The sequence below is a fragment of the Acinetobacter sp. ANC 4910 genome, assembly GCF_004331035.1.
GTDB lineage: Bacteria > Pseudomonadota > Gammaproteobacteria > Pseudomonadales > Moraxellaceae > Acinetobacter.
The window spans coordinates 199,090-220,625 of record NZ_SJNT01000006.1; the positions used below are offsets into that span (position 1 = coordinate 199,090).

The 21,536-nt window shown below is 41.5% G+C and carries 22 protein-coding genes and 4 tRNA genes; 14 read left to right on the forward strand and 12 right to left on the reverse strand.

All coding sequences use genetic code 11. The features are described from left to right. Nucleotides 1-58 precede the first annotated feature (58 nt). Nucleotides 59-673 (reverse strand): ribonuclease I, encoded by a 615-nt coding sequence (locus E0H82_RS08895; RefSeq protein WP_131264331.1) that lies wholly within the window; start codon nt 671-673, stop codon nt 59-61. A gap of 91 nt (nt 674-764) precedes the next feature. Continuing rightward, complete coding sequence (locus tag E0H82_RS08900; protein ID WP_131264295.1) at nt 765-2,723, reverse strand: lytic transglycosylase domain-containing protein; 1,959 nt, start codon at nt 2,721-2,723, stop codon at nt 765-767. A 354-nt stretch (nt 2,724-3,077) separates the two neighbouring features. Here E0H82_RS08900 and miaB point away from each other — a divergent pair, with 354 nt between their 5' ends. From miaB to E0H82_RS08920, 4 genes are all read left to right on the forward strand, one after another. Next, on the forward strand, nt 3,078-4,532 hold the full coding sequence (gene miaB, locus E0H82_RS08905) for a tRNA (N6-isopentenyl adenosine(37)-C2)-methylthiotransferase MiaB (RefSeq protein ID WP_131264296.1): 1,455 nt from the start codon (nt 3,078-3,080) through the stop codon (nt 4,530-4,532). 39 nt (nt 4,533-4,571) lie between these two features. Next, the gene (locus E0H82_RS08910; protein ID WP_131264297.1) at nt 4,572-5,648 is read left to right on the forward strand and encodes a PhoH family protein; all 1,077 of its coding nucleotides are present in this window, start codon (nt 4,572-4,574) and stop codon (nt 5,646-5,648) included. 18 nt (nt 5,649-5,666) lie between these two features. Continuing rightward, on the forward strand, nt 5,667-6,149 hold the full coding sequence (gene ybeY / locus E0H82_RS08915; RefSeq protein ID WP_131264298.1) for an rRNA maturation RNase YbeY: 483 nt from the start codon (nt 5,667-5,669) through the stop codon (nt 6,147-6,149). Nucleotides 6,150-6,228: 79 nt separating this feature from the next. After that, a complete protein-coding gene (locus E0H82_RS08920; RefSeq protein WP_131264299.1) occupies nt 6,229-6,546 on the forward strand; it encodes an antibiotic biosynthesis monooxygenase family protein in 318 nt (105 codons plus the stop codon). 42 nt (nt 6,547-6,588) lie between these two features. Here the strand turns inward: E0H82_RS08920 and E0H82_RS08925 are convergent, their stop codons facing one another. Continuing rightward, nucleotides 6,589-7,470: an energy transducer TonB gene (locus E0H82_RS08925; RefSeq protein ID WP_131264300.1), complete on the reverse strand. Its 882-nt coding sequence runs from the start codon at nt 7,468-7,470 to the stop codon at nt 6,589-6,591. A gap of 230 nt (nt 7,471-7,700) precedes the next feature. On the opposite strand from E0H82_RS08925, the gene E0H82_RS08930 reads away from it, so the two are divergent. The 5 genes from E0H82_RS08930 to E0H82_RS08950 all read left to right on the forward strand — a co-directional run bounded on the left by E0H82_RS08930 (nt 7,701) and on the right by E0H82_RS08950 (nt 11,892). Beyond that, nucleotides 7,701-8,384, forward strand: coding sequence for a hypothetical protein (locus E0H82_RS08930; protein ID WP_131264301.1), 684 nt, complete (start codon nt 7,701-7,703; stop codon nt 8,382-8,384). Nucleotides 8,385-8,550: 166 nt separating this feature from the next. Continuing rightward, a complete protein-coding gene (locus tag E0H82_RS08935; RefSeq protein WP_131264302.1) occupies nt 8,551-9,264 on the forward strand; it encodes a DUF3108 domain-containing protein in 714 nt (237 codons plus the stop codon). A 90-nt stretch (nt 9,265-9,354) separates the two neighbouring features. Continuing rightward, a complete protein-coding gene (locus E0H82_RS08940) occupies nt 9,355-9,930 on the forward strand; it encodes a xanthine phosphoribosyltransferase (RefSeq protein WP_131264303.1) in 576 nt (191 codons plus the stop codon). A 280-nt stretch (nt 9,931-10,210) separates the two neighbouring features. Beyond that, nucleotides 10,211-11,272: a sensor domain-containing diguanylate cyclase gene (locus E0H82_RS08945; RefSeq protein ID WP_131264304.1), complete on the forward strand. Its 1,062-nt coding sequence runs from the start codon at nt 10,211-10,213 to the stop codon at nt 11,270-11,272. 251 nt (nt 11,273-11,523) lie between these two features. Continuing rightward, nucleotides 11,524-11,892 (forward strand): hypothetical protein, encoded by a 369-nt coding sequence (locus E0H82_RS08950; RefSeq protein ID WP_131264305.1) that lies wholly within the window; start codon nt 11,524-11,526, stop codon nt 11,890-11,892. Between the two features lie 62 nt (nt 11,893-11,954). Here the strand turns inward: E0H82_RS08950 and wrbA are convergent, their stop codons facing one another. Then, nucleotides 11,955-12,557 (reverse strand): NAD(P)H:quinone oxidoreductase, encoded by a 603-nt coding sequence (gene wrbA, locus E0H82_RS08955; protein WP_131264306.1) that lies wholly within the window; start codon nt 12,555-12,557, stop codon nt 11,955-11,957. Nucleotides 12,558-12,669: 112 nt separating this feature from the next. Here wrbA and E0H82_RS08960 point away from each other — a divergent pair, with 112 nt between their 5' ends. From E0H82_RS08960 to E0H82_RS08975, 4 genes are all read left to right on the forward strand, one after another. Next, the gene (locus tag E0H82_RS08960; RefSeq protein WP_131264307.1) at nt 12,670-13,920 is read left to right on the forward strand and encodes a YihY family inner membrane protein; all 1,251 of its coding nucleotides are present in this window, start codon (nt 12,670-12,672) and stop codon (nt 13,918-13,920) included. Between the two features lie 268 nt (nt 13,921-14,188). Next, nucleotides 14,189-15,346: a TIGR00341 family protein gene (locus tag E0H82_RS08965; protein WP_131264308.1), complete on the forward strand. Its 1,158-nt coding sequence runs from the start codon at nt 14,189-14,191 to the stop codon at nt 15,344-15,346. Beyond that, nucleotides 15,343-16,392 carry a linear amide C-N hydrolase gene (locus E0H82_RS08970; protein WP_131264309.1) on the forward strand — a complete coding sequence of 350 codons (1,050 nt, stop codon included), beginning with the start codon at nt 15,343-15,345 and terminating at the stop codon, nt 16,390-16,392. Before E0H82_RS08965 ends, E0H82_RS08970 begins: the two co-directional genes overlap by 4 nt. A gap of 77 nt (nt 16,393-16,469) precedes the next feature. Then, nucleotides 16,470-16,955, forward strand: coding sequence for a hypothetical protein (locus E0H82_RS08975; protein ID WP_131264310.1), 486 nt, complete (start codon nt 16,470-16,472; stop codon nt 16,953-16,955). A gap of 63 nt (nt 16,956-17,018) precedes the next feature. Here E0H82_RS08975 and E0H82_RS08980 read toward each other — a convergent pair whose 3' ends face one another. After that, nucleotides 17,019-17,954, reverse strand: a complete 936-nt coding sequence (locus E0H82_RS08980; RefSeq protein WP_131264311.1) for a DMT family transporter — start codon at nt 17,952-17,954, stop codon at nt 17,019-17,021. Between the two features lie 117 nt (nt 17,955-18,071). Here E0H82_RS08980 and E0H82_RS08985 point away from each other — a divergent pair, with 117 nt between their 5' ends. Next, a complete protein-coding gene (locus E0H82_RS08985; RefSeq protein ID WP_131264312.1) occupies nt 18,072-18,878 on the forward strand; it encodes an AraC family transcriptional regulator in 807 nt (268 codons plus the stop codon). A gap of 42 nt (nt 18,879-18,920) precedes the next feature. On the opposite strand, the gene E0H82_RS08990 is transcribed toward E0H82_RS08985, so the two are convergent. The 7 genes from E0H82_RS08990 to E0H82_RS09020 all read right to left on the reverse strand — a co-directional run bounded on the left by E0H82_RS08990 (nt 18,921) and on the right by E0H82_RS09020 (nt 21,484). Then, nucleotides 18,921-19,598: a fumarylacetoacetate hydrolase family protein gene (locus E0H82_RS08990; protein ID WP_228258643.1), complete on the reverse strand. Its 678-nt coding sequence runs from the start codon at nt 19,596-19,598 to the stop codon at nt 18,921-18,923. 3 nt (nt 19,599-19,601) lie between these two features. Further along, a complete protein-coding gene (locus tag E0H82_RS08995) occupies nt 19,602-20,105 on the reverse strand; it encodes a YcxB family protein (protein WP_131264314.1) in 504 nt (167 codons plus the stop codon). Nucleotides 20,106-20,316: 211 nt separating this feature from the next. After that, a tRNA-Arg gene (locus tag E0H82_RS09000) sits at nt 20,317-20,393 on the reverse strand. Between the two features lie 110 nt (nt 20,394-20,503). Further along, nucleotides 20,504-21,106, reverse strand: coding sequence for an HAD-IB family hydrolase (locus E0H82_RS09005; RefSeq protein ID WP_131264315.1), 603 nt, complete (start codon nt 21,104-21,106; stop codon nt 20,504-20,506). Nucleotides 21,107-21,178: 72 nt separating this feature from the next. Then, nucleotides 21,179-21,255 (reverse strand) — tRNA-Arg (locus tag E0H82_RS09010). 48 nt (nt 21,256-21,303) lie between these two features. Beyond that, nucleotides 21,304-21,380, reverse strand: a tRNA-Arg gene (locus tag E0H82_RS09015). A 14-nt stretch (nt 21,381-21,394) separates the two neighbouring features. Then, nucleotides 21,395-21,484 (reverse strand) — tRNA-Ser (locus E0H82_RS09020). Between the last annotated feature and the right edge of the window lie 52 nt (nt 21,485-21,536).

The window sequence follows — 21,536 nt, forward strand, 5'->3', positions numbered from 1 at the left end:
AGAGCATCAATTTCAACAAAAGTCTGATAGGAAATATAAATTAACCGTCCCAAAAAACTTAGTATGACCCTTTAATCGTGATCTGATTTGGGCAATTGCCAACAACCGCAGTAGAGCACTGTTTATATTGCCCATTGGTTTTATAACAAACATTCACTTTGGTCAAAAAGTTTTCACCACGATAACTCTGGCAACCCAACTGAATTCCTGTACTGGGCAAGGTCGGATTTAAACGTAAAAACTGTAATTTAATCTGATTTTGCGGCAAAGTTCGTGTTTCTGGACTCGATAACTCTGCTGGAATCTTTAAGCGTTCTGCATAATTAATAATGGTGCGGAAATACTGACTCGCTCCCATTGGCACGCAGCCTCCAATCGATTGCCAAAGTTGAACACGTGCATTTTCGTCAGGCATGACTCTAGCCACGACTTTGGCTTGCAGAGGAGACAAGGTTGCAGAAGATGAGATTTCACAGTCTCTCTGTGCAGTTTCAGGTAATAATCCGACAATATTCAGCGAATATCCTTCTAAACATTTGCGTCGTTTACTGCGTTGACTATCCATCATACACGCCGCGGGTGTCATTTGTATTTCCATAACATAACCATGCGGCGCAACAGAAGGAGCAGCATGGGTAAGCTGAGTACAAACAGCCAGACCTAACCCACCCATTGCTAGGTAAGTCGCTTTAATCTGTTTATTTTCAACTACATCAAACCACATGAATGCTCGACCTTCTCATGCTGCTTATTACACAATAAATTTATGGCGTCCCGCGATAAGGAATCACTTGCATACGATTCCCAATAGACTGAGCCCCCTGTCCCAACAAGACCCCATAATGCGTGGCATTGGTCATAACTTGTTTGACATAGTCTCGGGTTTCATTCAACGGGATGGTTTCCGTATATTGATCTGCGGCAAGGGGACGATCATCAGGCTGCCAACGACGTGCCCGATTCGGCCCAGCATTATAGCCCGCAGTCGCCAACACGGGATTACTGCTTAATTGGCTATTAATCATCGACAGATAAAATGTTCCATAACGAATATTGGTATTCATATCCGATAACGCGGCAGGATTATAAGTTTCACCCATTTGCTTGGCAACTAATCGTGCTGTATCTGGCATGATCTGCATTAAACCACCAGCACCAACATGTGAACGAGCACTCGAAACAAAACGACTTTCCTGACGCATTAAGCCATATGCCCATGCAGGGTCAATCCCCGCATTCTGACTATGACTGACCACATAACTTTGATGGGGCATCGCATAACGATACGCATAGTTATGTTTATTTTCCGTACGATCGGCTGCATAAATAGCGCGGTCATACCACCCCATATCGGTTGCACGTTTAGCAGCCGCCAGCAACAAACCATCATCATGTTTTAAATAAGCTTGTCGTACTGCCCAGTTCCATTCACGATTCACATAATTGTCTGGAGCATTGACATTACGCAGTGCAAAAGCACGGTTAAAATGAATATCTTGACTCAAACGCTGCAAGTCATTGTTGGTCGGCTGAACATTACTTGGAATCGTACTGTATCGCTGTCCTACATGGTCTTTGGCTAATAAATTATGATACTGGTCGCCTTGAGCCAATTTACGGAAAATTTCCTGTGCGCTACGTTTCGCACTGGCATCATTACGTTGCTCATAAGCACGGGCCAACCAATATTGCCAACGATCTTCTTGTTTTTGATTGACACTCATGGCATCAATGGCACGAATTAAACTTTCCCAAGCACTAAAACGAATGGCTTGGCGCGCATAGATTTCGGCTTCTTCTGGGCTAAATGGTAAGCCATAACTGGCATCCAAATTATTGAGCACTTCACGTTTGAAGTTATTCTTCATGACCGTTGTAGCGCCCACATACCCCACTGCACGGTACAAGGCTTTTTGTACTGCTTCTGGTGTTCCTTGAGCAGCACGTTGCACAGAGGACATCGCGGCATCCAGATCACTATCTGCCATACGCCCCATCGCAAAGATTAAATAAGCTTGCTCTTCTGCGCTCGCTTTAGGTGCAGACCAAACATAGTTTAATGGATCGGCTTGAATCTGATTCAACTGAGCTAGGCTTAAATTTAATCCCAACGACTGTGCTGTTGCTACTGCTTGCCCAGATTGACCTGCACGCAACAATCCCCATAAACGTTGTTGCCTATCTTGCTGAGTCATTAAAGGACTCGATAGCATTTGTCGTGCTAAACCTGTACAAGACTCTGGTTGTGAATTGGTTGTCAGCCAAACATCTTTATATTCTGCAAAAACCAATGCATCCCCAGTTTTTGCACGCACTTGGGCAACTGCACAACTTTCTGCCTGATCGGGATTGGTCACATAGGGTAAAACAGGCTGTGCACTATTAAAATCAGCTTGCTTGACCTTTTCTTCGACATAATCTGCCGCTAATTTTTCTGCCATCGCCGATTGAGGATAACGACGGGCAAAATTAACAATATTGTTTGCTGGCTGAAAGCCCAAATTGGCATTTAAAGCCCAATATTCTGGGTAGTAGCCCAAAGCATCATTTTGCATGGACATTTGGTATTGTTGTAATAACTCAGTGTTGCCAGAATTGGCTGCCTGCAAAGCATCATTAAATTGTTCATCTGCTGCATAGGCATGCCCGAATATACCTATTGAAGCCACACTCCATGCAAGTACGTGATAATAATTTTTTTTATCTAACCACCGATTTAACATATGTGTGCCTTCATCCTTTATTTTAACCTATTCGACTCAATCTCAATGTAAACACTTCGTTCGTGCGGCTAGTTTAGAATATTCTCTAGCCGCGCTGTTGTTGTGTTATGTAACCTTCTGATAAGGCAATATTAATTTTCAAGCATTTTTGCTTCATAAATCAATATTTTTGCTTCAATATTTAAAGCTGTCCGTTTTTCTGTAAATCCTGCTAAAATACGCGCCTTTCTTATACTGCTATCGTGTTTAACCCTTGTTTCTGTACGTGTAAATGTTGAATAGTTTTTTATTATCAACCCACAAAACAGATACAGTTGTTACACGTTTCTCCGTTTTATCCTGTTAGGAGCCTACATGACGGTTCAAACCTTCATTCCAAATGGTGCCCAAGCTGCCTCAGAAAACACTGTTACCCAGCCACAGCACACCCCAGCCAACGGTTCAGTTAAAAAACTGTATATCGAAACGCAAGGGTGTCAGATGAATGAGTATGACAGTCACCGTATGGCAGACTTACTTGGCGACTCGCACGGCTATGTGCTGACTCAAGACCCGAAAGAAGCCGATATTCTACTGATGAATACCTGCTCGATTCGTGAAAAAGCGCAAGAAAAAGTGTTCTCTGAGCTAGGTCGTTGGCGCAAGCTGAAAGACAAAAATCCTGATCTGATTATTGGTGTTGGTGGTTGTGTAGCCTCGCAAGAAGGCGACAACATTCAAAAACGTGCCAATTATGTCGATATGATTTTTGGCCCGCAAACCTTACACCGTTTGCCGCAAATGCTCGATCAGCATTTCGATCAAATTGAAAAACCCAAGAAAGAAAAAATCAAACTGGTGGATATTTCTTTCCCAGACATTGAAAAATTCGACTTTTTACCTGAACCGCGTGTTGAAGGTTACAAGGCTTTTGTTTCAATTATGGAAGGTTGTTCAAAATATTGTTCATTCTGTGTGGTGCCTTACACCCGTGGTGAAGAAGTTTCACGCCCACTCGATGATGTTTTAGCAGAAATTGCCACCTTAGCCGAAAAAGGCGTACGAGAAATTTCTTTGCTCGGTCAAAACGTCAATGGTTACCGCGGTGAAACTTTCGAAGGTAATATCTGTACTTTTGCAGACTTGTTACGTCTGGTTGCAGAAATTCCGGGGATTGGGCGTTTGCGTTATACCACCTCGCACCCACTTGAATTTAACGATGACTTGATTGAATGTTACCGCGACCTACCGCAAATGGTGTCGCATCTACATTTGCCCGTACAAAGTGGCTCAAACGATGTTCTGCAAGCCATGAAGCGTAACCACACGATTGATGTGTATATCGACAAAATTGCCAAATTACGCAAAGTTCGTCCTGACATGCATTTATCCAGTGATTTTATCATTGGCTTCCCGGGCGAAACTGATGCTCACTTTGAAGAAACCTATCAATTCATCAAAGATATGGACTTCGATCACTCTTATAGTTTCGTTTATTCAAAACGCCCAGGTACACCTGCATCTGACCTTGAAGACACCACCCCTGACGAGGTGAAAAAAGAACGTTTAGCCAAAGTTCAAAAGTGGATTAAACGCTCAAGTATTGACAAAACAGATGCCATGCTCGGCAGCATACAACGGGTATTAATTGAGAAAGTTTCGGATAAAGATCCTAACTTACTGATTGGTACAGCAGACAACACCCGTTACGTGAGCTTTATCGGCGATGCAGCATGGGTTGGACGTTTCGCTGAGATCGAAATTACCGAGATTAAAACTTTGAATTTTGTTTATGGTGAACTCTTGAATCTTGAGCCTGACGTGGCGTAATGTAAGGGTATAGATTCAAGCTACCATAAAGGAACTCTCTTGACTGCAGCGATTCGACGTACAGTAACTTTTCCTGGTATTTCAATGGAGCGTTTAAAGAGCATGCTCGGTGCTTATAACGGTCACTTGAAACAAATTGAACAACGTCTAGATGTCCAAATTTCCCATCGAGGTGATTATTTCTACATCGATGGGGAGATTGATGCAGTCGAAAGAGCCGAGACACTCTTGCAACGTCTGCATGAAGAAGCTGAAACCTCTCAACAAATTACTGCCGATGTCATCCACATGATGATTCAAGGCAGCCAAACTGACCGTGAAATTCAAGACGACTTTTCTGATAATGACCACACAGGTTTAGAAGATGTTTATCTACAAACCCGTAAAGGTCGTATTAATCCACGCGGTGCAAACCAACGACGCTATGTTCAGCGTATTCTACAAAGCGATATTTCATTTGGTATTGGCCCCGCAGGTACAGGTAAGACTTATCTTGCCGTTGCCGCAGCAGTCGATATGTTAGAACGCAACGAAATCCAACGTATTTTATTGGTGCGCCCTGCAGTCGAAGCAGGTGAAAAGCTCGGTTTCCTACCGGGTGACTTAAGTCAGAAAATCGATCCATACCTCCGCCCTTTATATGATGCCTTGTATGAAATGCTCGGTTTTGAAAAAGTGGCTAAACTGATTGAACGTCAAGTGATCGAAGTTGCCCCACTGGCTTACATGCGTGGTCGTACCTTAAATCATTCTTTCGTAATTCTGGATGAAGCTCAAAACACCACGCCTGAACAAATGAAAATGTTCTTGACGCGTTTAGGCTTTGGTTCACGTGCAGTGATTACGGGCGATGTCACGCAGGTCGACTTGCCACGTGGTCAACAATCAGGTCTCGCACATGCACTGCGTGTCATTGAAAATGTAAAAGAAATTCACATCACCCGCTTCCATTCACGTGATGTGGTTCGTCATCAACTGGTTCAAAAAATCGTAGAAGCTTACGAAGGTTGGGACAGTGAACAACAACGCCTGAGTGCCGAAGCACGTGCAGAACGTAAAGCGCGTCAAGAAGCCTTAATTGCTGAAAATGATGCTGCTGCGGATGCACAAGATTAACCACTTTAAGGATTCATTTTGAAACTTAGTCTTTCTCTACAACAGTCGTTTCAGTCCCCAGAGTTGGTACTGAAACGCGCTTATATCAAAAAAATCGTGGAAACCAGCTTACGCCATATCGATACACAAAGTGACTGTGAAATAGGTATTGCCTGTGTCGACAATGCTGAAAGTCATAAATTAAATTTGGAATACCGCGGTAAAGACAAGCCAACCAATGTATTGTCTTTTCCAAGTGACCTGCCAGATGAAATGGCACAAGTTCTTGATTCATTTCCGCTTGGTGATTTAGTGATTTGCATTCCTGTTGTGCTTTTAGAAGCGCAAGAGCAAAACAAAGCACCACTGACGCATTTCACGCATATGCTGGTACATGGCACTTTGCACTTAATGGGCTACGACCATGAAACCTCTGAAGCAGATGCTGAGGAAATGGAAGCTCTAGAAATCGAAATATTAGCAAAACTAGGTTTTGACAATCCCTATTTAGAACAAGATTAAATCAGAAAAATGCGAGCTTCGGCTCGCTTTTTTATGCACTCCACAATGACAAATCTCAACGAGATACAACAGGATAGCTATGAAATACGTGGTCATTTTTAAAGCCAAAATTAAAGCCTTAGATGAACAATATTCTCAAACGGCGCAGTTATTACGTGAAAAAGCACTGAGTCAGTTTAATTGTCAAAAGTTTGAAGCCATTTCCGAGCAAGACTTTGAAATTGCATTGTCTTACTGGGACTGCTTGGCAGACATTCAGGCATGGCATCTAGATGCAGAACACCAAGTGGCGCAGCAATTAGGCAAAGAACAATGGTATCAATCGTTTAGTGTAGAAATTTGTAAGATTGAACGCCACTATTCTAACGCACCCCATTCCCAAGCAAACACTATTTAGCCCACAGAAATGTGATGATGAGAATGGCGTTCTCCCTGCAATTTAATGCACTTCAAACTCGGCTTCCGCAGGGTCAAAACGCCAAGTTCGAACAATGCGTAACTCAGAGATATCTTTCATATTACGATCAAATCCAGTAAATGGCGCTGCTTTACGTACCGATGCTTTCGCTGCTTCATCGAGTAAGTCATGCCCAGAACTTTCAATTAAACGAATGGCCCGAATCCCGCCATTGCGGTTCAGAATCACCATCAAGCGAACTTCACCCGCTAAACGCTGTTGTTTTGCTTGCTCTGGATAATAACGGTTGCCGTAAAATTCCACTTTCTGTCTAAATTTTTCTAAATATGCCGCGGTAATATCTTGCTTGGCTTGAATACCATCGACCGTTTTAATTTTCTGTTGGCGGCTGAAATTTTGTTGGCGCTGTAAATATTGTGCTTCCAGACTCGCTACCATAGCGGCTTTGGCTTGGAACTGACTGTTTAATTCATCCATCGCCTTTTTCCGACGAGTTTGTTCAGCCTGCTTTTGCCAACTGAGCGTGGTCATCAAGACTTTTTCTTCAAAATTCAGTTCACGCTTTTGTTGAGTTTTTTGCAACGTTTCCATCTGCTTTTCGCCCGCACTTTGTTCCAACATCGGTGCTGGCATGTCACTCGATATCCGATGCGCTTCGCGGAATGTTCCCGAACCTTTCTGATCTGCTTGCGCCAGAAAGTCAGCCTGTTCAACCTTCTGTTCGCTCGGTCGTAACGTTACCGCAATTTCCTTCACTGCTGCATCCTGTTGCGTGGGCGCAGCAAATTCAATGGCTAAAACAGCAAGATGTAAGGCCAGCGCAAAGCCCACCGCAGTTGTAAAAATCGGGTCTTTCCACCACGCGCGCAATAAAGGCGTATAATTTATTTTATTCAGTATCATAACTAACCGACAAACTGCCTTCCCCACACTGCATATACAGTAAAATTTTGACTTGGTTGCTATTATGTTGATAAAAACCTGACGTTCATCAATACAACAGAATCACTGCCTTAAAATACTGAAAATGGTGCAATTAATTTTGCTAAACTGCAAGATTGAATTTTTGTATTTTAAATACAATTCGGCAAAATTAATCAAAAGCCAGTAGATTCACTTGCTAGGATGCCTTTATGCAAACGCTACTTTCCAATATTTCTAAACGGCTACATCAAGTGTACCAAAAAGCGGAAGGCTTTATTGAAGATGAACGTGAATTTCCACTCTCACAAGTCTTTTTAAATGCGACTTTCCAACGCTTTGTCACTGACAATGTAAAAATGCTGAAAGATTTGCATGCAGACCTACATGATGACTGGTTACGTCTCTATGCCACTTTAGAGTTTAAAGGGATTTATACTACCCTCTCTGTCGATCTAAAGCTGGTTCAAATGGAAATGAACAAAGATATTCAACTGATTGTGTTCGAGCAAATTAGTGATACGCAGGTTATAGAAGCTAAATTCAAAAATGGGTTCCATAAAATGGGTTTTAATGCTGCCCTGTTTTTCTATCAAAAAATTCTGAATAAAGATCCTTTAGGCATGATTTTAGAAAAATTGAATGTGATTAAAGTAAAGGATGATTTATTACATTTAGATCTGAATCGTTGGCTAGGCAAAAAACGTTCAATTCTGGATACACTCAATAAGGTGCATGTCAATCATGCGGTTTTGCGCGAAGCTGAATTAGTGGTTTTAGGCAATGTCAATTTAGCCGCCTTATTTGGCAGAATGACTGAAGATGAAATTGAAGATTGGGCACATGAGGGAATTCCTGAAAACCACGTCACACCGATTAAACAAAAGCGCACATAAGCACAGATTTCATCGCTAACTTGGCGTGAAATACCAAGAAAAAAGGCTACAGGAAAGATACATTTTGCACAGAAAAGCAGATTTTATCTTCATAATGCTTAGGCATAATAAACGGGTGTAATTTTACAATACACTTATTTTAAACTTCACAGGAACACTTTCACTAATGGCTAAAAATGTTTTGAAAACAATAGCAATGACTACGGGTATTGCCTCTACATTGTTATTTACTGGCTTTTCCAGCCAAGCATTCGCCATGAGTCCCTTCCAAGCAAGTTATCAATTTAACTACAATGGCAAGAACATGGGCTCGGCGACTCGTACCTTAAGCAACTCAGGAAATAACTGGACCTATGTTTTCGCAGCCAAAGCAGGTTCGATCGCTTCTGCTTCTGAAACCAGCCGTTTCGGTTTCAATGCTGGCAAAATTAGTTCCAATAGTTTCAGCCGAACCAGCAAAATTTTGGTGCATAACAACACCATGACTATCAACTTTAATCCAAATAGCAAAACCATTAACACCAAAAAAGATGATAAAGCACGTTCGTTTGCTTGGAAGGCTGGCGTACTGGATGAGCTCAATGCCGAATTGCAAATTCGTGAAGACTTGAAAGGTGTTGGCATGAAATCGACCTATCTGATTGCAGATGCAAAAGAAGTCGAAGCCCGCCAATTCATAAAACAAGGTTCTGAAAAAATTAAAACCTCTTATGGCACTTTCGATACCGTTAAAGTGGTGATGAAACACGATAAACCTGGTCGTGATACCATCTTCTGGTTAGCTCCTAAATTGGATTATCTTCCAGTGAAAGTGACCCATCAGGATGGGAAATCATCTTATGGTTTATTGCTGACTGGATATAAAGGATCCACGAAGTAATTCATTTTGACGATTTTTACTTGATTTTTTTCAGGTGCTTTCTAAAATACGCTTTTGCTTGAAAAAGCACCTGCCCCCGAGGATTCTCCCGTGCACGCACTAGAACAGAAAATCTTAGCAGAAGGTATCGTTCTCTCTGATCAAGTTCTGAAAGTCGATTCTTTCTTAAACCACCAAATTGACCCTGTTATGATGCAACAAATTGGTCAAGAATTTGCGCGTCTGTTTAAAGATGCGGGAATCACCAAAATCATCACAATTGAAGCATCAGGTATTGCACCTGCTGTTATGGCTGGTTTAGAGCTCGGCGTGTCTGTCATTTTTGCACGTAAATATCAGTCTTTAACTTTAAAAGATGATTTATACCGCTCAAAAGTCTTCTCGTTTACCAAGCAAATTGAAAGCACCATTGCAATTTCAAACAAACACATCAGTGCTACAGATAAAGTATTGGTAATTGATGACTTTTTAGCCAATGGTCAAGCTGCTTTAGGTCTTGCTGATTTGATTCACCAAGCCCAAGCTGAAGTTGTAGGAATTGGCATTGTGATTGAAAAATCATTCCAGCCTGGTCGCGCGTTGTTATTGGAAAAAGGTTACCGTGTTGAATCTTTGGCACGTGTAAAATCTTTAGCCAATGGTACCGTTGAATTTGAACGTGACTAAGTTCAAATCCTGTATTTAAAGAGCGCTTAAGCGCTCTTTTTTATTGGTCTATTCCTGATGTTCTAAATACTCACGTCACTTTTGTCCTGATCAGTTTGATATTTTTTTAGAAAAACTCAGAAAAAATGCTTAGTATGTAAGTGTAAGTACATGTATTGTCTGATGTATTCAAACTAAATTACCATTGAAATGCGACTACAGAATCACTGATTTCATCAACAATTCAACTCCAATAAGTATACCGCTTCAACTGACCATTGAATTTAGAGAATATCTGGCAATGAACAACAATACTGCTGAACGGGTTTATCCCCCAAATCAACTGAAGCCACTAAATGAAAGTGATTGCATTCAACTTCCAATCAACTTCATTCATGATCTTGCACAAGCAGATTGCTTACGAAGTCTTTTAGACAAAATTGCCTGCTGGCTTTCTCAGGTCTTTCAAGCTGAACGTGTCAGTATTACCCTGTATGATCGACCTAATTTTCTCAAACTGTACTCCATATCGGGCAATCAGGCGATTCCTCTTGATTTTAAACTGCCCATTCAAAATACCTTTGTTGGGCGCGTTTTTAGTACTGCCACACTCCGTATTTGTGATGATGTAACTTTATTTGAAGAATTGGATTGTCAAATGCTGGCTCAAAATGGCATGGGATCATGCATGGATGTGCCTTTAATACATAATGGAAACTGCTTGGGTACATTAAACGTTGCCGACCACGCCAAGTTTCATTACACCGAGCAACAGGCCATCTTCTTACAATGTTTGGCAAACTGGATTGCGTTAAACATTAAATTGCACTTACAGGTGCAGGAAATGCAAAAACTCACCTCGACCGATGAATTAACTGGCACTTTTAATCGACGCATGTTTACACAACAAAGCAATCACAACATGTCGCTCTTTTCTAATGCCAACACGCCCTTTAGTATGGGTATCCTCGATATTGACTATTTCAAAACTTTAAATGATTTTTATGGTCATCAAGCTGGTGATTATGTGCTCCAGCAGATGTGTGAATGCATTCAAACTTATTTAAGTGAGCATGATTTTCTTGCACGAATTGGGGGAGAAGAATTTGCCATTATCTTACCAACCCACTCTGCCAAAGACGCCATCAAGCGCTTTAAACAAATACGTGCGGCAATTGAAGATCTGAAAATTCCGTATCTAGAAGAAATCATCTGTTTTACCGTTAGTATTGGGGTCGCTGAAGCACACGCTACAGACTTGAGTGCGGAAACGGTATTGAAACGTGCCGACAAAGCTTTGTCTCAAGCCAAGCAAGCAGGACGCAATCGGGTTCATTTAGACATGCCTATTTATAAAATATAAACATCAAGATGAAATAGAATATACGTATCTGTGCTTCATATTTACTTCACAATGATATGTAGAAGGACAAGCTGTTTACAACTCAATTAAACACATGACTGTTCTTTTTCGCTAGAATTCACTCTAGATTTACGGACTTAGCGAATTCATCCAAGTCGAAGCAGCACATGGTGGTTCTGCTCACACGTAAATCTTGACAAAAATTGCTGTATCTCGTGATTGAGTTTACGGCACGCAAAGGCAAATCATCTATGGAAAATACGATTCTCTGTCCTAAATGTGGTTCAAGTGAAGTTGAAAAACGCGACCATGACCAACACCTGAAAAAAGCCAGTGGGATTTTACTGGGTTCTGCAGGCGTTGCAGCAGGAACTGTGGGTGGCGCTGCCACTGGAGCATCAACAGGTGCCGCGATTGGAGCTGTAGCTGGGCCACTGGGCGTTATTGTGGGCGGTACAATAGGCACTTTTATTGGTGGAATTAGTGTTGGAATTACAGGAGGCTTTCTAGGCAATTATTTTGGCAAGAAAGCAGGTATTGTGATGGATAAGAATATTTTTCTCGATTACAAATGCTCAAAATGTAATTATCGCTTTAAGCAAAAAATTGAGAAATCATAAGCCTGTACTGGCTTAGATTTAAAAACAAAAGGTCAACATCATCTTGATGCTGACCTTTCAAGTTAAACCAGCGGAGTCTGCAACTTTTGTACGATGGTGGCTAAACGGCGCCCTTGTTCCGTACAGAGCACTTTTTCATCTTGACTCAACTGCTGATCATGGCGTGGGCCACTCACATGACTTGCACCATAAGGTGTTCCACCTGTTTTGGTATTCGATAATGCGGCTTGTGCATTGGTTAATCCCATCACCATCATGCCATGATGAAATAATGGAGGAAGCATCGTTAATAAGGTACTTTCCTGTCCGCCATGCATTGAACCTGACGCGGTAAAAACACAGGCTGGCTTATTATGCAAAGCACCGTTTAACCACAAACTGGTGGTTTGATCCCAAAAATATTTCATTTCTGATGCCATATTGCCAAAACGTGTGGGTGAACCTAAAGCTAAACCCGAACAATACTGCAAATCTTCTAAAGTACAATAAATATCCCCTTCAGCAGGAATACTTGCAGCCGCTTCCGTCACGACTGTAGCCAAATTAGGCACAGTACGAATCTTGACAGCCATCCCTGTCGACTCGATGCCATTGGCAATTAAATGCGCCATTTCTTTGGTAGAGCCATATTTGCTGTAATATAAAACAAGGACATAAGGTTGCATGACATTTATGATCTAAGCTAAAAATGAAAACTATACGGTATTTTGCCGACTTTTTGGTTAAGCTTGTGCTTGAAAATTATATAAAATGATCAAAAATTGAGACTAGAAACGCATGATAGAAAAGTATTTAGTAAGACTGCCTTTTTACAGCAAAACTTGGTTTCAGTTTGTTTTATTTGTCCTTCGACGTTTTGAAGCAGACCGATGCCGCGAACAAGCAGGTTCTTTAACCTATACCACACTGTTTGCGGTGGTTCCGATGTTAACCGTATTTTTAGTGATTATTTCTTCAATTAAAGCTCTAGAGCCTGCGCGACAACAGCTACAGCAGTTGATTTATAGTAATTTTTTACCAAAAACCACCATCGCTTTTGACAAAGTACTGACCGCATTTACTGATAAATCCAATAATTTGACCATCATCGGGATACTATTTCTGTTTGTGACTACCGTCATGATGCTCACCAGTATTGAAAATGTGTTTAATCGTATTTGGCGTGTTCGGGAAAAACGTGGTGGTATGATTGGCTTTATGCGCTATTGGACCATTATTTCTTTAGGTCCAATTATACTGGGCAGTGCATTTGTCCTATCTTCTACCGTAGCGTCCATGAATCTGCTGAGTAGCCATTTGGCAGGCTATGAAGTCGATGGTGCCTTCCTGCTCTGGGTCATCTCCTTTACGCTCTCAATTCTAGGTTTTTTTATTTTATATTGGACCATTCCCAATCGTAGCGTTCCAATTAAAGCTGCCCTCTTTGCAGGCATATTCAGCGCCAGTATTTTTGAATTATTAAAAAACCTATTTGGTTACATCATGTCTAATTTCACCAGTTATGAAATTATCTATGGTGCATTTGCTGCGCTCCCTATTTTCCTGTTATGGATTTTTCTGTCTTGGAATATTGTGCTGCTTGGCGTCGAAATTAGTTATGCACTGACCGCTTTCTATACAGGAAAAGAACAACGGCGCCATCCTGTGATTATGCTGTTGGATATCCTGCAACTTTTCCATATCAAGCAACAAAGTGGTGAAAGCATGTCCGACAAAGAAGCGCTGGATGTTTTAGGTCGGGAAGAAATTGGGCACTGGCCAAGCTATGTTTTATTATTAGAGCAGCAAAATTTAGTGAAACGTACCGATAACAATGAATATGTGTTAGTCCGTAATTTAACGCAGGTCGATTTTTGGAGTTTTTATAAATCACTTCCCTATCCTCTGCCACGCCGTCCCGACGTTAAAAATATTCATACCGATGACCATGAGTGGATGCAGCGGATTGGTCCTATGTTTGAAGAAGCGGATGATTATCTGGCAGCCAAACTCTCTCTACCCCTAGCAAGCATTTTTGAGCAGCGCTAAACCTATTTCAACACCGGGAGATGGAATATAGTCCATCTCCTTAAATTAAGACCATGCAGTCGTGTCATTTTTTTATTTTAACAATAAGTTCCAGCAGCAAAATCTGTCGTTGAATGATTTTAATTATCTAAATTTCACGCTACAAAACGATTAAAAAAACAGCTAAAATTAGCATTAGACCAAACGATAAAATCATCTAAAAGTATAATTTAACCAATAATATCCACAAGCAATGCTTTTGTTTGCGTGATTCAATCGAGAATTCGCTATGACAGACAAAAAAGAAACACCCACTATCATTATTGATGACAAACCCGAACAGAAACAGTTTGAGAACCTCAAAGAAAAGCTACGCTACCAGCAAGCAGTACGTGAAAATTCAAGGAAAATCGACCACAAACAGGTGCGTCTCAATATTCAGACCGATGCGCTTCCGAGTAAAACCTTTTTCATTATGAATGCACTCGCTGCGATTATTGCAGCCTATGGCCTGCTGAGTGACTCCACTGCCGTGGTCATTGGTGCAATGCTGGTTGCCATGATGCTCGGACCAATTTCAGGTATTTCTTTAGCCTTAATTGATAGCCGCTGGATTTTATTTCGAACAGCCCTACAAACCTTGGTTTTAGGTATTCTGATGATTTATGGGATTGGATTTCTACTCGGTATTCTATATCCCAATATCAGCATTACCAATGAAATTTTGGCACGCACACATCCTAACTCTTTGGATCTGATGATTGCCCTTGCAGGAGGGGCCGCAGGTGCATTTGCATCAGTTTCTCCCCGCCTGTCTGTCGCCGTGGTCGGGGTTGCCGTCGCAACTGCTTTGGTTCCCCCTTTAGTTGCCAGTGGTATTTTATTATCTCGTGCTGAATTTCGGCTCTCTGCCAATGCCTTCTTGCTCACTTTTACCAATATTATTGCTATTCAAGTCAGTTCTGCGATGGTACTTTGGATTGCTGGATTCCGACGTGGCTCGAATGAAGAAGTTTCTAGCAAATACCTAGAGTTCATCAAACGTAATGGGGTCAGCCTCGTTATTCTTTTAACCCTCGCTATTTATCTCAGTTTCAATTTATTTTATACCGTTCATAATGAACTGTATAAATCTAAAATTACTGATCAACTCAGCCAAACGTTAAACAATGAAACCAATATTATTGATACCGTTGAGTTTGATCCACACCCTAACTTTACGCTTGCACGTGTCTTTATTCGTGGTGTTACGCCTCCTTCAACCCAGCAAATTGATGAGTTAAACCGTACACTTGACGCAGACCGGAATGGTCATCCCACTTATGTGCAAATTCGATTTATCCCAATTCAAATTCTTCAAACCCAACCTACGAAAATCGTTCCTTTAAATCCAATAACAACAGAACAACCAACCATTAAAATACTCAAACAACAGGATCCCTCATGACAAAAAAATTACTTTTTATTGCAACATTAACCAGCGGGCTTTTGATTCATTCATCGCTTCAAGCCTGCACCAGAGTAGTGTTTCATGGGAATAATCAAAACATCATGACTGCTCGCTCAATGGACTGGAAAGTCGATGTTGGCACCAATCTATGGATTATGCCGCAAAACATCGCCCGTAATGGTTTGGCAGGGCCTCAATCCATTCATTGGACGGCTAAATATGGCAGTGTGATTGCGACAGGTTATGACATTTCAACCACCGATGGGATCAATGAAAAAGGACTGACAGCCAACCTACTTTGGCTGGTCGAATCTGAATATCCAGAAGTAAAAAACAATAAAAAGCCCACTTTAAGTATTTCACTTTGGGCACAATATGTTTTAGATAATTACGCAACTGTCAATGAAGCCATTCGGGCACTGGAGAAAGAGCCTTTTGTTGTAGTCACGGATAATGTGCCTGGGGAAAAGCGTCTTGCGACCTTACATCTTTCTCTTTCAGATGCATCGGGAGATAGTGCCATTGTGGAATACATCGATGGTCAACAAGTGATTCATCATAATGCCAAGTATCAAGTCATGACCAATTCCCCCACTTTTGATGAACAGTTGGCACTGAATCAATATTGGAAGAACATTGGAGGAACAACTTTCTTACCCGGCACCAATCGTGCTTCAGATCGTTTTGCCCGCGCCTCATTTTATGTCAATGCCATTCCTAAAAATGCCAATAGCAAACAGAGCCTTGCCAGTGTATTTAGTGTGATTCGAAATGCGTCGGTTCCCTTCGGTCTAAATACGGAAGAAGAACCAAATATTTCATCAACACGCTGGCGTACGGTTGTTGACCATAAGAATTTGTTATACTTTTTTGAATCGGCAGTTTCACCCAATACGTTCTGGGTAGATTTAAAGCAAATTAACTTTAAATCTACGCCTTTCAAGAAACTGGACTTAGGTGCAGATCAAGCCAATATCTATGCTGGAGATGCCACAACACACTTTAAGACCACGAAAGCATTTCAGTTTTTAGGAAAAGAATAAATACTGCATGGTACATAGCGTTCATTTATGAAAAAGATGTGTCGTCAGTTTTCTATCGATATCAATAAAGGTTAAACATGAATATTTTAAAAATCAGTCTATTTGGAATAGTAGCGACTATGGGGCTTGTAGGCTGTGCAACTTCAAGCACACAACCTCAAAATATCGCATCGACAGGGTTGTTAATCTGTGCACAAAATGAACTTTGTCCTGCGGTGAAAGTCACCCGGAACGAACAAAATCGTAGCAATTTAAAAGTCACGGCATATTTGCCAAGCGCCAAAGATGATTATGATATTCAGCAGTTTGTGTTCTTAATTGATCAAAAAACCTATAGTTATGCCCCTACGGCAGCAACCACACATGAATACATCAGCCGTATGGTTCCTCATCGCTCATCTAACTATATTGTGGTGCCGAGTTCCTTCTTAAGCACGTTTAAAAATGCCAAAGATATTGAATTAAAACTGGTGACAAACAAAGGCAATATTACCCGTCCTGTATATCGTAATGGACAACAATCCGCTGCTTATCGTGCTTTTATTAACTTATACCAACCTTAATTTTTTGACCTAATTAAAAGCCTGTCGTTATGACAGGCTTTTTTCTAAATATTTTAAGTGGAATTAATCCGATTTTAAGGCTTTTGCCAAACTTCGTGATTGTACCCAGCCTTGTAAACTCACCACCATAATGCCCACCATCACCAATACTGTACCGACAACAAAGTTCAGTTCAATTTTTTCATTCAGCAAGACAACCCCAAATAACACCCCAAACAACGGGGTTAAAAAGGAGAACACCCCCAAACGAGAAGCCAGATACTCTTTTAACAGCCAAAACCAAATCAGATAACTGGCAAAAGACACAATAATGGTATGAAACAGTAAACTACCAATCGCAAACGGCGTCCAATCAATACTGGCTTGCCCCATTGCAAATGCCAGTGGAAATAGCAGAAGGAAAGCAATCAACAGTTGATAAAATAAAGTCTGGGTTGCAGGTGCTTCTGCTAGCTTGGTTAAACGCACTGCAATCGTGGTTGCCGCCCATAAAATCCCCGCCAGTAATGCCAAGGCATCTCCCCACAAAATAGTGCTCGATGCCGCTACCGAACCAGTTGGATGAAATAGAAAAGCAATGCTAATACCGACAAATGCAAGCACGATCCCAGACCACTGCAACATACTCAACCGCTCAGACGGAAGCTTCCAGTGTAGCCCCAATGCCACAAAAATTGGGGCGGTATACAGCAGTACCACCGTATGTGATGCCGAGGTAAAACGTAATGCTTGTGCCACCAAAAAGAATTCCGAGGCAAACAGAACCCCCACCAAAATACCTGCTGCCAAATAATCTCGACGCCACAAAGAGACGCCATCTGCAAGCTTAATCATGGGGTAAACCATGAGTGCGGAAAGACCTGAGCGTAATGCAATTTGCATCACAGCGGAAATATCTGGCGCAGCCATTTTTAAAATGACTTGCTGCAAACCCCAAATAATACACAGCACAAACATAATGCCCGATGCTTTACTGTCTAATGCCCGACGCTCACTCACGATCTACTCCAGCTCAACTCATAAATCACCACTATAGACCTGTCACTTTTAAAAGATATACTTCAAAACAGACAACCCATACTATTATTCAGGCAAAATGAGCAGCGGGAGAAATAGATGCATACACGTCAACAACATGACTATCATCCCATGCCCACCAATGATGATATTCCTGCACCGCTATGGTTTCGCATTTCCGATGCACCCGCAGAATCTTGCTATCCCACGCATGAACATGCTTGGGGAGAATTTGTCTATGCCCTCAACGGCGTGCTCGAAGTCAAAGTGGATCAGATTCATTTTCTGACCCCGCCCCCTTATGGCATTTGGTTACCTCCACATTTAAAACATGCAGGCATTAACCGTACCGAAGTGACTCATTCCACTTTGTATGTACATGAAAGTCTGTGTGAAAGACTGCCGAAACAGGCAGGTATTTTGCTCACTTCCGCTTTAGTTCCTGCGTTATTACATCATTTACGCTATCATCCTCTGCCTGATCATGACCCCGAACACTTGCGTTTGTTGCATGTGCTATTGGATCAACTGGAGCATGCCGAATGGGTGGGCAGTTATTTACCCTCGAGTCAGCATCCTGCTTTACAGAGTTTATTGGACTATCTACAACAATATCCAGCCGATCAAAGCACGTTGGCACAACTGGCACGGCGGATTAATATGACCGAGCGCACGCTGGCGCGTTATAGTCAGCAAGAACTGGGCATGTCCTTAAATGAATGGCGACAACGGCTTAAAGTGATTAAAGCCATGTCGATGCTGAATGAAAACAGAACGGTAGAAAGTATTGCACTTGATTTAGGCTATGCCAATGCCTCTGCTTTTATTAACCTATTCAAACGTTGGATGCGCTGCACCCCCGATCAATTTCGCAAGAACTACGCCGCGGAAAAACAATCCCAATAAAAAAAGGACTGTAAATACAGTCCTCTTTAAGTTCAACTTGACTTAAGCATGAACAAAAGTATTCCAAACATAGTCTTGTTGCTGACCTTGCAAAGTCATTTTCAGTTGATCACCCGCTTGTAATGCTGCAACGCCTGCAGGTGTCCCCGTCATGATCACATCACCCACTTCTAGGGTAAAGAACTGACTTATATCTGCCAATAATGTACCAATATCAAAAATTAAATGCGATGTATTGCCTTGTTGACGAAGTTCATCATTCACCTGCAAGGTGTAATGTACATCGTTCCAATCTTTAACTACATCAGCAACATTGACCCAATCTGCCACCATACATGAACCATCAAAAGCTTTGGCACGTTCCCACGGCTGACCTTTCTGTTTCAAATCATCCTGCAAATCACGTAAGGTTAAATCTAAACCCAAAGTCACTGCACCCACTGCTTGCAAGGCTTTTAATGGATCAGTTTCTGCTTTCAGTTCACGATCAATTCTGAGCGTCAGCTCACATTCATAATGACAACTGCCCCACGCCGAGTTCCACGAAATTCCATCTTCCAGTGCTTTTAAGCTGCTCGGTGGCTTAATAAACAATACAGGACGGTCGGGAATCGCATTTCCCAACTCTCTCGCATGGTCTGCATAGCTACGACCGACACAAACAATTTTAGATGGACGTGTACTCATAATCTTCCCTTCGACTTTTTTGTGACAATAAATCTTTTATTTAGAATGTTTAAATGTATTTTCAAATATGCTTTGATCTTCAGCTGTTGCAAAGGCACGTTTTGGCACAATCACCACAGTGCGATTTTTTAATTCCAGCATGTAGGTCAGCTTACCAGATGCAAAATTCTGTACTTCATGATAGTGCACAATTTTTTTACGCCCATTGGCATAAATATCGGCATGTTCCTGATACAAATCGATGCCTTGCTCGCTTTTACCAAATTGATATTTTACAAACTGACGCTTAAACATCATCGGCAAGAACCAATAGCGCAAAACCAGTTGTAAAACCAAGAAAAATACGCCCAGTGCAACGTAATAGCGTCCTACCCCAGTAAAACCTAAATAAATACCCCATCCAATGATGGCAATACTAATTAAAGGGGTAATAAAACGTGTGAACAGCTTTTTACCAAAGGTGGCTAAAGCAAAGCCATCCTGAGATTCCTCAAGATTTAAATAATAACGTAAAGATAAGGCAGGCTTGCTGTCTGACATAAATCCATCATCAATCTGAAAACGAGACTACAGCATAGTACACCAAATTTTAGCTTTTCTTTATGCTTTTCATTGTGACTTAGCAGCAACAGATTTTTATTTTTGTCACGAAATAGACATGCCTTTGCGTTACTTTAGGCACAAAAAAACCGCAAAAAATGCGGTTTCTTTTTTATGCGATAGAACAAATAAATGATCTATGCTCTCAAGTTGGTGCGCTCAGAGAGATTCGAACTCCCGACCCCTTAGTTCGTAGCCAAGTGCTCTATCCAGCTGAGCTATGAGCGCGACGTCTTGATGGTTGGGCATTATACGCACTTTTATCAAGATGCCTAGTCTTTTTTCAAAAAATGATTTTGAATGCTTAGTTATTAGGCAAACATTCCTTAAACAGACAACTAATTCGAAACCTTTATTTCCTGTCCCTGATAAAATTTATGGTCGGCTAACGCCAACATTGCATGATCATTCGGGCTATCTCCATAGGCATATACGGCATCAAAATCACTTAAGGCATACTTCTGTTGTATACGCTTAGCTTTTTCCATATACCCACAATCACCATGCTCTAACTCTCCAGTATAACTGCCCTCTCGTACTTCTAACTGATTACAGATCAGATCAATGCGCTGTTGCTGACACCAATGGCTTAAATAAACATCTAAAGAGGATGAGACCACCACAACTTGATCTCCTTTTTGTTGATGATTAGCGATTTGTTGAAGGGTATGTTCATTCATTAAATTGGGCAAAATTGTTTTCGAAAATTGCTGACCTTGTTGCTCAAGCATTATGGAAGGATAGTTTTTAAAAGCAGCACGACAAAGTCGGATTCGAATTTGTTGATCATTAACATATCCTAGCCGAAACCCAATGAGCCACGGCGCAACGCTTAAACCTCCGAATAACTGTTTTCGATAGGACAATGAATATTTTAAAAAATGACTAAAACTGTCGGAATGTGTAATGGTGTTATCGAAATCAAAAAGTGCAAGGTTCATATTATTTAATCTACTATTTTTATAAATTTCACGCACAAAAAAACCGCAACATGTGCGGTTAATTGTTCAAGTTGGTGCGCTCAGAGAGATTCGAACTCCCGACCCCTTAGTTCGTAGCCAAGTGCTCTATCCAGCTGAGCTATGAGCGCGTTACTTGTGTGCCAATTCAGGCGATACGTTACATACAGTTTACTTATTGGTGCGCTCAGAGAGATTCGAACTCCCGACCCCTTAGTTCGTAGCCAAGTGCTCTATCCAGCTGAGCTATGAGCGCGACATAAGTAAAGTTGGCGGTGAGAGAGGGATTCGAACCCTCGGTACAGTTACCCGTACGCATCCTTAGCAGGGATGTGGTTTCAGCCACTCACCCATCTCACCGTAACGTGCCGCCATAATACAAACTTCATGCTAGCACTGCAAGCAAAGACGC